Origin of the sequence: Tsukamurella sp. 8F, assembly GCF_029167375.1 — a bacterium.
Taxonomy (GTDB): domain Bacteria; phylum Actinomycetota; class Actinomycetes; order Mycobacteriales; family Mycobacteriaceae; genus Tsukamurella.
Window position 1 is genome coordinate 1 of record NZ_JARFTP010000018.1, and the last position, 14,400, is coordinate 14,400.

The following is a 14,400-nucleotide window of genomic DNA, read 5'->3' on the forward strand; positions in this document are numbered from 1 at the left end:
CCCCCCCCCCGAGACGGCGGCACCGCGATCCCACCCAGGCCGCAGAGCACCATGTCCGCACCGTCCAGCAGGATGGACGCGACCGCGACGGGATCCGGCAGCGGCCCCGGGACGAACGCGATGCGCGACAGGTCGGCCCCCTGCTCGAGCGCGGCCAGCGTCCCGAATCCCGGCAGGCCACACACCGCCACGCGAGCACCGGCAGCCGTCACCGTCGCCACCAGCGAGACCTCCAACGAAGCCGTGCCGGACAGGGTCGCCACCGTCCCGCGCGGCAGGCCCTCGCCGGGCAACAGGTGTGCGATCTGTGAATCCACCGGCAGCGTTCCGGCGCTCGCAGGTTGCTCCCCCGGAGTCGTCGGCGGCGCATCCGCCGGAGCCCGTGCCGCCGTGCCCGGGACATGCCTGTCCGGCATCGAAGCGAGACGTCTGCGCAGGTCCTCCAACTTTTCTTCGCGGCTGCGCGAATCGGTTCCCCGCTGCGTCAAGGCCATATGTCACACCCCTCCCATACCGTGTGAGATATGAGAGCCACGGGGAAGACGCGACTCGAAAATGTTTTCGATCTCGCCGTCCACGCTAATACCGGCCCGCAGCCGCCGTCAAGCGGTCGACAGCCTCGGCAGCCGGGGCGGGGCGATCGGCTGTGAACTACCATCGAGGCGTGACGGAGAGCCGATCGGAGCGGGTTCCCGGGCCCGACTATCTGGTGTCGGGCCGATACCGCCTGAAGTCGAAGATCGGTGGCGGCGGCATGGGTGCGGTCTGGCTCGCACAGGACGAGTTGCTGGACCGCGAGGTCGCGGTCAAGCAGGTGGTCTCCACCGCCGGGATGACCGAGGACACGGCCACCGAGATGCGGCAGCGCGCCATGCGCGAGGGCCGGATAGCGGCGCGCCTGTCCCACCGCAACGCCATCGCGATGTACGACGTGGCGCTGGACCGCGGCGAGCCGTGGCTCGTGATGGAGTACCTGCCCTCCCGGTCGCTCGCGCAGGTCCTGCACATGACCGGCACGATGCCCGAGGGGCAGGTCGCCCAGATCGGCGCTCAGATCGCGGATGCGCTGGCCGAGGCGCACGACTCCGGGATCATCCACCGGGACGTCAAACCCGGCAACATCCTCATCGCCAACCGCGGCCGGCAGTCCGGCATCGTCAAGCTCACCGACTTCGGCATCTCGCGCGCGAAGGACGATGTACAGCTCACGCAGACGGGCGTCATCACGGGCACACCCGCCTACTTCGCCCCCGAGGTCGCCCGCGGCGACGAGCCCGCCGAGACCGCGGACCTGTACTCCCTAGGCGCCACGCTCTACACCGCGATCGAGGGTGTGCCGCCGTTCGGTGCCGACGAGAACTCCCTGGTCCTGCTGCACAAGGTGGCGCGCGGCCAGATCAATCCCCCCACGCACCGCGGCCCCCTCATGGACGTGGTCCTGTCGATGCTCGAGCCCGACCCCGCCCGCCGGCCGACGCTGGCGCAGGCTCGGGACCGGCTCGCCGCGGTCGCAGCGGGCGGCGGAAACGCCGCCGGCGTGCTGGCCTCGCCACTGCAACAGGCCGACGGCGCCACGCCCGTATGGATGCGGCGCGCCCCGGGGCGCGAAGGGCGGACGTCCGACAGCGCGTACATGCGCCCCGTTGCCGGCCCCGGCTCGCCCAGCGGGTTCGGCCCGGGAGGGCCACCGTCGGGCGCTCGCCCCTCGGGCTCGATCCCGGGCACGGGCATGGTGCGTCCGCTACCGCCGCATCCGTCCAACCCACGCCAGTTCCCAGTCGCTCCTCCGCCTCAGTTGCGGCCGAAGAACGATTCACTGTCGCCGGCCGCGCTGGCCACCGCGATCATCCTGGCATTCATCGCGGTCGCGGCCGTCGCGGCCATCGTCATCGTGCTGATCAACCGCTGACACGTGCCATGCCGGGCCACGTCCACAGATACCTGCCTGCCACCGATCCCTCCCGCACCCCACTCGTCCTGCTGCACGGCACCTACGGCACCGAGACCGACCTGCTGCCATCAGCCGGCGAGGTGGCCCCGGGTGCTGCGCGACTGAGCGTCCGCGGCACGGTCGCGATGGACACCGGATACGCCTTCTTCCGTCGCCACCCCGACCGCCGGGTGGACGAGGCCGACCTCGCGGCCCGGATACCGGAACTGGCGCATCTCATAACTCGGCGTCTCACCGAACCGCCTATAGCATTGGGATTCTCGAACGGTGCCATCATGGCCGCCGCACTCCTCGCCACTCGCCCCGGCCTCCTGTCTTCTGCGATATTGCTGCGCCCGCTGTCGCCGTTCGCCGATCTCCCGCATCCCCTGGAGGGCGTACCGGTCCTCCTGATCGACGGCACGGAGGACACCAGACGGGCCCCGGACGACGGGCCGCGGCTGGCCGAACAGCTGCGGCGAGCGGGAGCGTCGGTCACCCACCGCCGCCTCCGGACCGGACACCTTCCCACCCCCGGCGACATCGTGCTCGCGCGCGAATGGCTGGAGGACCGCGGACTCTGACCCATACCCCATAGGGGTACCTTGTGCTATCGTCGATCATATATACCCCCAGGGGGTAATGAGAGGAGCTCGACGATGACCGTGACCGAATACCGGGTGACCGGGATGACCTGCGGGCACTGCGAGACGTCCGTCCGCGAGGCCGGCTACTCGGCCACACCGGTCTCGTGAACACCGCGGCACGCCTCGCCGCATACGGCGCGGGCCTGGCGGTCGCGTTCGCCGCGGCGTTCGCCACCGCCGCCGCCGTCGTCCCGGAGAGCGCCGTCACGGACCGGCAGAACGGAACCACCATGAAGCACGACGCAGGCCACGGCTCGGCCGGGGCAGACGGCGCCGCCGCAGCTGCAGGGCACGGCGCCGGCACAAGCCACGCCCCTGCCGGAACCTCGCTGTCCGCAGGCGGCTACGTGCTCTCCGCGGTGCAGGCACCGTCGGCGGCGGGCGGGACGGGCGACCTGAGCTTCCGCATACTCCACGCGAACGGCACGCCCGTGACGGCCTACCGGCAACAACATGAGAAGGACCTGCACCTCATCGTGGTCCGCTCCGACGGAAGCCGATTCCGGCACGTGCACCCGGCGCTCGACGTGACGACCGGCACATGGTCGATCCCCTGGACGTGGGACGCAGGGGGCAGCTACCGCGTGTTCGCCGACTTCCGACCCGCCGGCGCGGCGGAGGGCGTGACGCTCACCCGCACCGTCGACGTCGCCGGGGAACTGCGACCCGCATCCCCGAGCGGGCCCCGCACCGTGGATACCGTGGACGGATACCGGGCCGAACTGACCGGCGATCTCGTCGCCGGCGGCCAGAGCGACCTCCGCGTGACGCTCACCCGCGACGGCGCGCCGGTCACCACACTGCAGCCGTACCTGGGAGCGTTCGGGCACCTCGTCGCGCTCCGCGAGGGTGACCTCGCGTACTTACACGTCCATGCCGAGGGCGACGAGCCGCGGCCGGGCCAGACGTCCGGGCCGACCGTCGATTTCGCCGCGCACGCGCCGACCGCCGGCCGCTACCTCCTCTACCTGGACTTCCAGGTGCAAGGCACCGTGCGCACCGCGACGTTCGTGCTGGACGCGGCCCCGGACGGCCACCACTAGGGATTCGAGAGGATAATCGTGTCCACCATGACCGAGCCCACGACCTTCGAGTTCGAGGTCGGCGGGATGACCTGCGCCTCGTGCGCGAACCGCATCGAGCGGCACCTGAACAAGCTCGACGGCGTCATCGCGACGGTCAACTACGCGACCGAGAAGGCCACAGTCACCGCGCCCGCGGGCTACGACGCCGACGACCTCGTATCGGTGATCGAGAAGACGGGCTACACCGCGACGCTCCCGGCCGCCGTTCCCGAAGACGCCGATGGCGACCCCGAACTCACCTCCCTCCGCCACCGGCTGATCGGCGCCGCGATCCTCGCGGTGCCCGTGATCGCCATGGCGATGGTGCCGCCGCTGCAGTTCACGTACTGGCAGTGGGCGTCGCTGACGCTCGCCGCGCCGGTCGTGCTGTGGGCGGGTTGGCCGTTCCACCGCGCGGCATGGGCGAACCTCCGGCACGGGACGGCGACGATGGACACGCTGGTCTCCATGGGGACGCTGAGCGCGTTCCTGTGGTCGCTGTACGCACTGTTCCTGGGCACCGCCGGCACGCCTGGTATGCGGCACGGATTCGAGTTCACGCTCGCGCGGTCGGACGGCGCAGCGAACATCTATCTCGAGGCCGCCGCCGGAGTGACGTTGTTCCTGCTGGCCGGGCGGTATTTCGAGAAGCGGTCGAAGCGACAGGCCGGCGCGGCCCTCCGCGCCCTGCTCGAATTGGGCGCGAAGCAGGTGACGGTGGTCCGCGCGGGCACCGAGGTATCGGTGGCTATCGACGACCTGGTGGTCGGCGACGAGTTCGTGGTCCGGCCCGGCGAGAAGATCGCCACCGACGGTGTCGTCGTATCCGGGGCCTCTGCGGTGGACGCGTCGATGCTCACCGGCGAGTCGGTACCTGTCGAGGTGCGCGAAGGCGATCCGGTCACGGGCGCGACGGTGAACGCCGGCGGCCGGCTGCTCGTGCGTGCGACGCGTATCGGCGCCGACACGCAGCTCGCGCAGATGGCCCGCCTCGTCGAGGACGCGCAGACCGGCAAGGCGGCCGTACAGCGTCTCGCGGACCGGATCTCCGGGGTCTTCGTGCCGATCGTGATCGCGATCGCCGTTGCGACGCTGGGCGCGTGGCTCGGAGCGGGATTCGGCGCATCCGCGGCGTTCACCGCGGCCGTCGCCGTGCTGGTGATCGCCTGTCCGTGCGCCCTGGGCCTCGCGACGCCGACCGCCCTGCTCGTCGGAACCGGGCGAGGCGCGCAGATGGGCGTTCTCATCAAAGGCCCCGAGGTCCTCGAGTCGACGCGCCGGATCGACACCGTCGTCCTGGACAAGACGGGCACCGTCACAACCGGGGCCATGACACTCGTCGACGTCGTACCCGCGGCGGGCGTAGACCGCGCCGAGTTGCTCCGCCTCGCGGGTGCGCTCGAGCGAGGGTCGGAGCATCCCGTCGGCCGGGCGATCGTAGCGGGCGCCGCCGAGGGCGACCCGCTACCCGCGCCCGAGGATTTCGCGAACGTGGAGGGCCGTGGCGTGCAGGGCGTGGTCGACGGCCATGCGGTGGTGGTCGGCCGCGAGTCGCTACTCGCGGACTGGTCGCTGCACCTGGACGAGGCCCTGCGCGCCGCCCGTACGGATGCCGAGAACGAGGGGCGCACCGTCGTCGCGGTGGGCTGGGACGGTGCTGCTCGCGGCCTGCTCGTCGTCGCCGACACGGTCAAGCCGACAAGCGCCGACGCGATCACACGCCTGCGCGGTCTGGGCCTCACGCCCGTGCTGCTCACGGGTGACAACGAGACGGTCGCCCGCCGGATCGCCACCGAGGTGGGCATCGACGAGGTACACGCGGGTGTGCTGCCGGAGGGCAAGGTCGACGTCGTCACCGGGCTGCAGGCACGGGGCAGGACGGTGGCGATGGTGGGAGACGGCGTGAACGACGCACCCGCGCTCGCCGCCGCCGACCTGGGTATGGCGATGGGCACCGGGACGGATGTAGCGATACAGGCCGCCGATATCACACTGGTAGGCGGCGATCTGCGCAGCGCAGCCGATGCGATCCGCCTCTCCCGATCGACGCTGTCGACCATCAAGACGAACCTGTTCTGGGCGTTCGCCTACAACGTCGCCGCGATCCCCGTCGCTGCGCTGGGCCTGCTCAACCCCATGTTCGCGGGCGCGGCGATGGCGCTCTCTTCCGTCTTCGTGGTCGCAAACAGCCTGCGGCTGCGGCGCTTCCACTGATTCCACCGGCCTCTCGCCGCTCGATCGGGGGTTGTGGAAGCGGATGGCTGTTCAGCTAACCCCGATCCGCAGGTCCGGCCACAACGCCGACGCCCCTCAGGTAGGCGGCGAGAACACCCTCCACCGATACGGCACCTCCCACCGCTCGGTGGAAGACCAGCGAGTCGGTGAGAGCGATGACCTCCTCGACGCGTTCATACGAAACCGGTAGTCCCGCCCGGGCCAGCGACGACGTCACCGTCCGGCGGGCGATGGCGTGCACCTCGGACCCGGTGGTCAACCGTTCGCGCAGGCGAGGCTCGTCGTCGAGTTCGAGGATGAGCGCGTAACGGGCCCGCATGTCGTCGCGCCTCACCGCCAGAGCCTCGACCAGGTTCGCGATCTCGCGTGCGACGTCGCCCGGTGTGAGTCGGTCGGCGGCCGCATCGAGATCGACGGCAGCCTTCAGTGTCTCATCGACTGTTCTATCCGCGAGGGCGTCCACGATCAGCTCGAGGAGCGCCGACCTCGTCTTGGCGTGATACGACGTGGATCCCAGCGGTATGCCCGCCTCGCGGTCCACCGCGCGGTGGGTGAGGGCACGTACACCATCGCGGGCGACGATGCGGATGCCGCTGTCGGCGATCGCCCGACGCCGCCGGTCTACTCTCGACACGCAGTGAATGCTACAGGTGTAGAGTTCTGATGTATCTCTACACCTGTAGCGTTTTTGAAAGGCGGCCCGATGTTCGTCGACTTCGTACCCGATGCCGCGCTGTACCCCTTCGAGTCGCGGTGGTTCGACTCGGCGCGCGGGCGCGTCCACTACATCGACGAGGGCGATGGTCCGCCGCTGCTGTTCTGCCACGGGTCACCGACCTGGAGTTTCCTCTACCGCCGGATCGTCGAGGCGCTCCGCGATCGCTACAGGTGCATCGCAGTCGACCTGCCTGGATTCGGATTATCCGAGCGCCCAGGGGGATTCGGATACACGATCGCGGAGCAGACCGACGTGCTCGGGGAACTGATCGACCGTCTGCGGCTCGACGGATTCGTCGTCGCCGGTCACGACTGGGGAGGTCCGATCGGGCTGGGCGCCGCCGTATCGCGCGCGCCACGGGTGCGCGGAATCGCGTTGTTCAACACCGTCTTCTGGCCCGTGGAACCGATCGCGAACCGCGCGTTCGGCGCAGTCATGAGCACCCGCCCGGCGCAGCGCCGGATCCTAGAGCGGAACCTTCTCATCGAGCGGGTTCTGCTCGGCCCACTCGGGCCCGATCTGACGCCGGACGAGGCCGACCACTATCGCTGCGTGCAACCCACACCGGCGGCACGGGCGGCACTCGCGGTCATGCCGCGGCAGATCCGGGAGGCGCGAGAGACGTTGGCCGCCCTGGCCGACGACGTTCCCGCGGCGCTCGGGGACAAACCCGCGCTCGCGGTATGGGGCATGCGCGACAGTGTCTTCCGGCCGCGACACTGCCTACCTCGGATCCGCGCCGCCTTCGCCGACCTCGAGGTGGTCGAGTTGCAGGATGCAAGTCACTTCATACAGGAGGACGCGCCGGATCGTGTGGCCGCCGCGATCGCCCGTCGGTTCGCCTGAACGCACTGGGGCCGACCGCGCCTCCGGCGTCCGATCGCCGCCGCGCGGCCGATCCTAGTCCGCCAGATGACGCGTGTGTGCCCAGCGCGTGAGGGCATTGCGATTGGACTGCTGGGTCTTGCGGAGCACGTTCGACGCGTGGGTCTCCACCGTCTTGATGGAGATGAACAGGTCCTCGGCGATCTCCCGGTACGTATAACCGCGCGCCAGCAGACGCAGCACCTCCAGTTCACGCGGGGTGAGGGAGTCGAGTTCGGGGTCCAGAGCCGGCTCACCCGCCGGCGATCGGCCGGTGAACGAGTCCAACACGAAACCCGCGAGGCGGGGCGAGAACACGGCGTCCCCGTCCGCGACCCGCCGTACCGCATCGGCGAGCTCCGATCCCGAGATGGTCTTGGTGACGTAGCCGCGGGCTCCGGCGCGGATGGTGGCGATGACGTCCTCGGCGGCGTCGGACACGCTGAGCGCCAAGAAGACCGGCTGCTTATCGAGTCGTGCGCGGGGGGCACCGTCGGATACTCCGCGCACGACGGCGACTCCCCCACCCCCGGGCATGTGCACATCGAGGAGGACCACGTCGGGGGCGGTCGTGAGGATCCCGTGCACCGACTCGGCCACGGTCCCCGCCTCACCCACCACCTCTATGGCGGCTTCGCGCGCCAGCTCGGCCCGCACGCCCGAGCGGAACACCGCGTGGTCGTCGACGAGGAACACCCGGTACGTCACTGCTCTCCCTCCTGCGCCGCGCGCCGCGGGCCGCGCGGCATGGTCAGCCCGATCTCGGCCCCGCGGCCGACCTTCGACTTCACGTCGACGGTGCCTCCGCGTCGCTCGATCCGACCGCGTACGGACCCGGCGAGGCCCTGCCGGTCCGACGCTACCGCGGCCGGATCGAACCCGACGCCCCGGTCTCGGACGAAGGCACGGACCTCGTCGGCGGCGACCTCCACGAACAAGTCCACCGACTCGCATCCAGAGTGTTTGGCGGCGTTGACCAGGGCCTCCTTCACCGCACCCAACAGGGCCGTGAACCTGTCGTCGAGGCCCAGCTCGGCACCCTCGACGTCGCCGACCGTCACGAGCGCCACACGGATTCCATGCGTGTCCTCGACCTCGCCGGAGACCACCTCCAACGCCGCGGCCAGAGACGTCGCCGCCGCCGTCTTGGCTCCGAACAGCCACTGCCGCAGCTCGCGCTCCTGACTACGTGCAAGGCGCTTGACGGATGCCTCGTCGTCGGCCTGCTTCTGAATGAGGGCGAGGGTCTGCAGCACCGAGTCGTGCAGGTGGGAAGCGATCTCCTCGCGTTCGGAGGTGCGCACGCGCGCAGCGCGCTCGTCCCCGAGATCGCGCCACAGCCGCAGCCACACGGGCACCGTGAGCAGCGTCGCGCCGACCAGCGTCAGCACGACGGCCAGTAACGAGGTCCGGAGCGTCGCGACGTCGACCCGGCCGATCAGCACCACACCGAGCCCGACGACCACCAGCGTGGCACCGCCGAGCATCCGCGCCCAAGTCAGTGCGCGCGCACGCGACGACCTACCGAGCCTGCCAGCGAGATCCCTTGGGGCCGTGTCTGCTTCACGCCAGACGAGGGCCGCGCCGATCGCGACCACGATCAGCGGGACCACGAACGACGTCCCACTGCCGTCGGCCAGTCCGGCCAGGACCACGGCGCCGAGCACGCCCAGGATCGCCATACCGAGCGAGCGGCTGCGCTCCGCCGGAGACGGGACCTCTGTGTCGGTGCCGAGCGGGCAGAGGAACCACAGCACCGCGTACGCGACCGCGCCGGCCCCCATCAGCGTGAGGAGCATGAACACGATCCGCACGCGCATCACGTCGACACCCAGGTGATCTGCCACGCCGCCCGCGACACCGCCGATCACCCGGCCGCCCGACCGCCGCTGGATCCGCGCCGGTTCCTGCACGGGGGCGTACGCGGGTCCCGCCTGCCCGGCGGCATCCGAGGGTGCCTGCCCCGCTGTGCGCGACGGCGCCCCGTACTGCGGGAAGCCCGGCGTGGCCGCGTGCTGCGGGTGACCCGGCGTCCAGCGGTACCCGCCCGACGCGGGCACCGCGAACCGCCGGCTCGCACGCCGCCCAACACCCGATCGTCTTCTGGCCATCACAGCCGATACTCGCACGGAAACCGGGTACCTGACATCGGGGATCACCCCGACCCGGACCGGGGAGGAGATTTCAGGGAGGTTCCCGATGGTCTCGCGACGCCCGACGCCGGAGGATTATCGCCATGAGTACAGGTACGTTCCAGGCGCAGGCCTCGCAGATGTGGGAGACCCGTCCGCTGCGCGCCCGCCAGGCCCCGTTCGCGGGCGTTTGCACGGGCTTCGCGCGGCGCTACGGCGTCGATGTCACCTTGATCCGGGCCGCGGTCATCGCGGCCACCGTCCTCGGCGGCGCGGGCATCATCGCGTACATCGCGGGCATGATCGTCCTCCCCAAGGAAGGCGAGGCCACCCCGGTACGCCCCGGGCCACGGATCGGCCCACCTCCGGTCGTGCTGGCCATCGCCGTCGGCATCGCGGTCATCGCCGGCGGCGCGTTCGGGCCGAGCTGGCCGGGCAGCGGCATCGTCTCCGGGCTGCTGTTGATCGCCGGATGGTATGCGCTGCACCAGCGCCGGCCGGTCCCGCCTCCCGGCACGTCGATCGCTTCGCCGACCCCGGCGGGGGCCTACCAGCCCGCGGGCGCGTTGTGGCAGCCCGGGGGTTGGACGCCGCCGTGGTCTCCGTGGTCCACGTGGCCGCCGCAACAGAACCCCGGCCAGGGCCCGGCCGCGCAGCCGGGCACCGAAGGCCCGGCGCAGCCGGGCGGCGCACACGAGGCCGCAGAGGAGGCCCGGCCGGAGGCGACTGCGACCACCGGCGAGGCATCGTCGGGCCCGGATCTGCGGAAGCACACCGCCCCGCAGCCTCCGGTGCAGGAGGCACAGACCGACCAGGTGATGCCGCCGCGCTGGGACCCGCTCGGCGCCGCTCCCTTCGCGTGGGACCTGCCTGAGCCGGCGGTCGACATGTTGCCCGAGCCCCTGCCCCGCCGTCGCTCCCGCGTCACCGCTGTGACGCTCGGTCTGGCCCTGATCGTCGCGGCGGCGCTCGCGGCGATGAGCATGACCGGTGTGCTGTCGCTGTCGCCGGTGACGATCGCCGCGGTCACGCTCGGCGTGGTCGGCGCGGGCCTTGTGGCCGGAGCGTTCGCGCGGTCCGGATACGGGCTGCTCGCGGTCGCCATCCCGCTCGCCGGGTTCGTGGTGATCGGCACGACGGCGCAGAACGCGCTCGGGGGCTTCCAGGGGACCTTCGACGGCCCGCGCGGCGACCGTACGTTCACCGTCACCGACGCGACGCAGCTCCGCCCGTCCTACGATCTGGGCGTCGGCTCGCTGACCCTCGACCTACGCGAGCTCACCCTCGACACGGACCGCACGGTCACCACGCACGTCGGTGTCGGGGACACCCGTATCGAGGTCCCCAAGTCGATGAACGTCAAGGTCGACTGCAACATCCGGATGGGCGACGCCCAGTGCCCCGACGGCCTGCAGAAGGGCACGAACGCGGACGGGCCCACGCTGACGATCGACGCGAACGGAAACATAGGACAGGTGGAGGTGCGTCATGAGTGAACAGCACGATGGCGAGAAGGACCAGGAGTCGAAGGGCTTCGCACCCGGCCTACTCATCGTGGGGGTGCTCGCACTGTTGGTGGCGGCCTGGGCCCTGGTAGGCGGCCCACAGTTCGTCGGCGGAGCGAAACTGCTAGGGGGGCTGGCGATCACGGCCGTCGCCATCGCCGGAGTCGCCCTGATCGTGCGGCCGACGAAGAAGCAGTGCTGAGACCCGGGGAGACGCGCCCGGTGGCCCGGTTCGATTGCGAACAGGGCCACCGGTGTGTTCAGCGCAGTGTGATGAAGCCTGTGCCGGGCGTGGACGCCTTGACCGTCACCACCGCGGGCGGCACGTTCACCCAGCGCGCCGTGAACGCGATCCTGCCGACGCCCGGATCCACGGTCGCGATCTGCGGGTACGGAACATTCCAGTCCGCGGGCTTGACGGTGACCGAGCCACGCTTCCCCGTGCCCAGGTTGCGGTAGTCGATCCGCACCATCGAGTCGTACGCGGAGGGTCGTATCGACGACCATACCGACAGCCGGGACTGGCCTGGCCGACCGGTACTGTCGGCCACCACCTTCGAGTGGAACGTCTGCGGCACGAGCATTCCGCTGAGCTGCGTGGCCGTCATCGGGATCTGCGAGACCGGTAGCGGCGCCGCCTGCGCGGGCCCGGCCGCGGTCGCAGAGACCACCGCCGCCGCGACGACTCCCGTGAGCATCCTCGTGATCATGTCCGCCCCTTCCGCTTCGAGGATCGACCGTGGCCGGTGGCTACAGCGCACGGCACGCTACTGCCGTGTCATCGGAGCCCTCGGGTCGGGCGTTACGCCACTATGGCGGCGAAACGGTCACGAGAACAGACCCGCGTTCGCCCGCGCCCACTCTGCAACCGATGCGGCCGGAACCCCGGTCAGCTCCTCGACCAGCGCGTTCGCCTGCTGCGGGTGATCGACGGACGACGCGATGAGGTCCAGATACCAGACCCCGTAATCCCCCATCGTCGCCTTCAGCCGTTCCTCCGCCTCCGCACGGTCGCACTTCTCGTAACGCACTTCGCGGCCGATCCCGACGCCGATCTGTTCGGCGATCTCGGCGCGGGTGAGAGTAGCGGGGCCGGTGATGGGGAACATCCGGCCCGCGTGGTCGGACTTCCAATCCGCAAGCAGCACAGCGGCTGTGCGTGCGATGTCATCCATACCGATCGGCGCGGCCGCCGCATCCGGGTACGGCTCGCGAACCGTGCCGGTCCGGGCGATCTGCCCCGCCCAGCCGGCGAAGTTCTCGAGGAACTCGCCGGGTCCCAGCTGTGCCGCGGGGATACCCGATGCGGCGACGGTGTCCGCGAGCTCCTGCCAGTGCGCTCCGCCGGACAGCGCGACCAACCTCGTCACGCCGGCATCGCGCGCGAGCCCCAGCACCTCCTCCGCGGTCTTCGGCAGCGGCGCGAGGTACATCGCGTCCACGCCCTCGAGCGCGGCGGGCAGGGTCTCGGGTCGGCCCAGGTAGCCGACGGCGGTCTCCACCCCCTCCGGCAGGCCGGCGCGGGCGGGATCGGTGGTCAGCGCGCGGATGTCGCTGACGCCGCTGCCGAGCAGGTGGTCGACGACCTTGCGGCCGATGTTTCCGGTGGCTCCGGTGACGAGGACGGTCATGCCGCCGAGGGTACCGGCACCCACCGACACCTTTCCCGGACAGGAGTCGGATTGCACGCGAAGATCATTGCGTGCGAATCGGATTCACTCCCATTCGATTGTCCCCGGCGGCTTGCTCGTCACATCCAGCACGACCCGGTTGACCTCCTCCACCTCATTGGTGATGCGTGTGGAGATGACCTCGAGGGTCTCGTACGGCACACGGGTCCAGTCGGCGGTCATGGCATCCTCGGACGAGACCGGCCGCAGCACGATCGGGTGACCGTAGGTGCGACCGTCGCCCTGGACGCCCACACTGCGCACGTCCGCGAGCAGGACGACCGGACACTGCCAGATGGTTCCGTCCAGCCCCGCGGCGGTGAGCTCCTCGCGCGCGATGGCATCGGCCTTGCGCAGCAACGCAAGACGTTCCTTGGTGACGGCGCCGACGATGCGGATCGCCAGACCGGGACCGGGGAAGGGCTGACGCCCGACGATCTCCTCGGGCAGCCCGAGCTCGCGGCCGACGGCGCGCACCTCGTCCTTGAACAGCAGGCGTAGCGGCTCGACGAGGGTGAACTCGAGGTCGTCGGGAAGGCCGCCGACGTTGTGGTGGCTCTTGATGTTCGCGGTGCCCGAGCCACCGCCGGACTCGACGACGTCCGGGTAGAGCGTGCCCTGCACGAGGAAATCGATCTTGCCGCCGGCCGAACCGACGACATCCAGCGCAGCGCGCTCGAACGCACGAATGAACTGGTCGCCGATGATCTTGCGCTTGGCCTCCGGATCGGAGACGCCGTCCAGCTTCTCGAGGAAGACGTCGGCGACGTCGGAGGTGACCAGTCGCGCACCGGTGGCGGCGACGAAGTCGGTCTGCACCTGCTCACGCTCGCCCTGCCGCAGCAGGCCGTGGTCCACGAAGACGCAGGTCAGCCTGTCACCGATGGCCCGCTGGACGATGGCCGCCGCTACCGCGGAGTCGACACCGCCGGACAGGCCGCAGATCGCGAGGCCGCTGTCGCCGACCTGGTCCCGTACGTCGGCGATGAGCTGGTCGGCTATGTTGGCCGCGGTCCACGTGGCCTCCAGACCGGCGATGTCGTAGAGGAAGCGCGTAAGCACCTCCTGCCCGTGCGGGCTGTGCAGCACCTCGGGGTGGTACTGGACACCGGCCATGCGGCGGTCGGCGTCCTCGAACGACGCCACGGGGGCGCCCGGGGTGGAGCCGACGACGGAGAAGCCCTCGGGCGCGGCCTGCACGGCGTCGTTGTGGCTCATCCAGACCGGCTGCTCGTCGGGCAGGCCCGTGTGCAGAACACCGCCGTCCGGGGTGAACGTGGTGCGACCGAACTCCCGTCCGCCCGTGTTGGCGACCGTGCCGCCCAGCGCGCGGGCCATCATCTGGAACCCGTAGCAGATCCCGAAGATCGGCACACCCAGGTCGAACACCGCCGGATCCAGCGACGGGGCGTCCTCCGCGTACACGGACGCGGGTCCGCCCGACAGCACGATGGCGGCCGGCCTACGCTCTGCGATCTCGGCAGCCGTGATGGTGTGCGGGACCACCTCCGAGTAGATGCGCGCTTCGCGCACGCGCCGCGCGATGAGCTGCGCGTACTGGGCTCCGAAGTCGACGACGAGGACCGGGGCGGGGGAATTCTCCGTCACCCGCAGCAGTCTAGTGCGCAAACGCCA

General features: G+C 70.5%; 13 protein-coding genes and 1 pseudogene. 7 read left to right on the forward strand and 7 right to left on the reverse strand.

Annotated elements, in window-relative coordinates:
• A pseudogene (locus P0W64_RS14445) lies at positions 1 to 317 on the reverse strand (hypothetical protein); the annotation flags it as partial.
• A 347-nt stretch (positions 318 to 664) separates the two neighbouring features.
• On the opposite strand from P0W64_RS14445, the gene P0W64_RS14450 reads away from it, so the two are divergent.
• The 4 genes from P0W64_RS14450 to P0W64_RS14465 all read left to right on the forward strand — a co-directional run bounded on the left by P0W64_RS14450 (position 665) and on the right by P0W64_RS14465 (position 5,855).
• Entirely contained in the window at positions 665 to 1,909 is a 1,245-nt protein-coding gene (locus tag P0W64_RS14450) for a serine/threonine-protein kinase (RefSeq protein WP_275480843.1), read from the forward strand.
• A gap of 8 nt (positions 1,910 to 1,917) precedes the next feature.
• Positions 1,918 to 2,514: a hypothetical protein gene (locus P0W64_RS14455; RefSeq protein WP_275480844.1), complete on the forward strand. Its 597-nt coding sequence runs from the start codon at positions 1,918 to 1,920 to the stop codon at positions 2,512 to 2,514.
• 167 nt (positions 2,515 to 2,681) lie between these two features.
• Positions 2,682 to 3,620 carry a heavy-metal-associated domain-containing protein gene (locus tag P0W64_RS14460; RefSeq protein ID WP_275480845.1) on the forward strand — a complete coding sequence of 313 codons (939 nt, stop codon included), beginning with the start codon at positions 2,682 to 2,684 and terminating at the stop codon, positions 3,618 to 3,620.
• A gap of 27 nt (positions 3,621 to 3,647) precedes the next feature.
• Positions 3,648 to 5,855: a heavy metal translocating P-type ATPase gene (locus P0W64_RS14465; protein WP_275480846.1), complete on the forward strand. Its 2,208-nt coding sequence runs from the start codon at positions 3,648 to 3,650 to the stop codon at positions 5,853 to 5,855.
• 55 nt (positions 5,856 to 5,910) lie between these two features.
• Here P0W64_RS14465 and P0W64_RS14470 read toward each other — a convergent pair whose 3' ends face one another.
• Positions 5,911 to 6,510, reverse strand: a complete 600-nt coding sequence (locus P0W64_RS14470; RefSeq protein WP_275480847.1) for a TetR/AcrR family transcriptional regulator — start codon at positions 6,508 to 6,510, stop codon at positions 5,911 to 5,913.
• Positions 6,511 to 6,579: 69 nt separating this feature from the next.
• Here P0W64_RS14470 and P0W64_RS14475 point away from each other — a divergent pair, with 69 nt between their 5' ends.
• Positions 6,580 to 7,440 (forward strand): haloalkane dehalogenase, encoded by an 861-nt coding sequence (locus tag P0W64_RS14475; RefSeq protein ID WP_275480848.1) that lies wholly within the window; start codon positions 6,580 to 6,582, stop codon positions 7,438 to 7,440.
• A gap of 54 nt (positions 7,441 to 7,494) precedes the next feature.
• Here P0W64_RS14475 and P0W64_RS14480 read toward each other — a convergent pair whose 3' ends face one another.
• Positions 7,495 to 8,166: a response regulator transcription factor gene (locus P0W64_RS14480; protein ID WP_275480849.1), complete on the reverse strand. Its 672-nt coding sequence runs from the start codon at positions 8,164 to 8,166 to the stop codon at positions 7,495 to 7,497.
• Positions 8,163 to 9,569, reverse strand: a complete 1,407-nt coding sequence (locus tag P0W64_RS14485) for a PspC domain-containing protein (protein ID WP_275480850.1) — start codon at positions 9,567 to 9,569, stop codon at positions 8,163 to 8,165. Before P0W64_RS14485 ends, P0W64_RS14480 begins: the two co-directional genes overlap by 4 nt.
• A 125-nt stretch (positions 9,570 to 9,694) precedes the next feature.
• On the opposite strand from P0W64_RS14485, the gene P0W64_RS14490 reads away from it, so the two are divergent.
• Together P0W64_RS14490 and P0W64_RS14495 are read left to right on the forward strand one after the other, a co-directional pair.
• Positions 9,695 to 11,086 (forward strand): PspC domain-containing protein, encoded by a 1,392-nt coding sequence (locus P0W64_RS14490; protein ID WP_275480851.1) that lies wholly within the window; start codon positions 9,695 to 9,697, stop codon positions 11,084 to 11,086.
• Positions 11,079 to 11,297 (forward strand): hypothetical protein, encoded by a 219-nt coding sequence (locus P0W64_RS14495; RefSeq protein ID WP_275480852.1) that lies wholly within the window; start codon positions 11,079 to 11,081, stop codon positions 11,295 to 11,297. Before P0W64_RS14490 ends, P0W64_RS14495 begins: the two co-directional genes overlap by 8 nt.
• A gap of 58 nt (positions 11,298 to 11,355) precedes the next feature.
• On the opposite strand, the gene P0W64_RS14500 is transcribed toward P0W64_RS14495, so the two are convergent.
• The 3 genes from P0W64_RS14500 to guaA form a co-directional block, all read right to left on the reverse strand.
• Positions 11,356 to 11,805 carry a hypothetical protein gene (locus tag P0W64_RS14500; protein WP_275480853.1) on the reverse strand — a complete coding sequence of 150 codons (450 nt, stop codon included), beginning with the start codon at positions 11,803 to 11,805 and terminating at the stop codon, positions 11,356 to 11,358.
• A gap of 117 nt (positions 11,806 to 11,922) precedes the next feature.
• Positions 11,923 to 12,726, reverse strand: coding sequence for an NmrA family NAD(P)-binding protein (locus P0W64_RS14505; protein WP_275480854.1), 804 nt, complete (start codon positions 12,724 to 12,726; stop codon positions 11,923 to 11,925).
• An 84-nt stretch (positions 12,727 to 12,810) separates the two neighbouring features.
• On the reverse strand, positions 12,811 to 14,373 hold the full coding sequence (guaA, locus tag P0W64_RS14510; protein ID WP_275480855.1) for a glutamine-hydrolyzing GMP synthase: 1,563 nt from the start codon (positions 14,371 to 14,373) through the stop codon (positions 12,811 to 12,813).
• Positions 14,374 to 14,400: the final 27 nt, after the last annotated feature.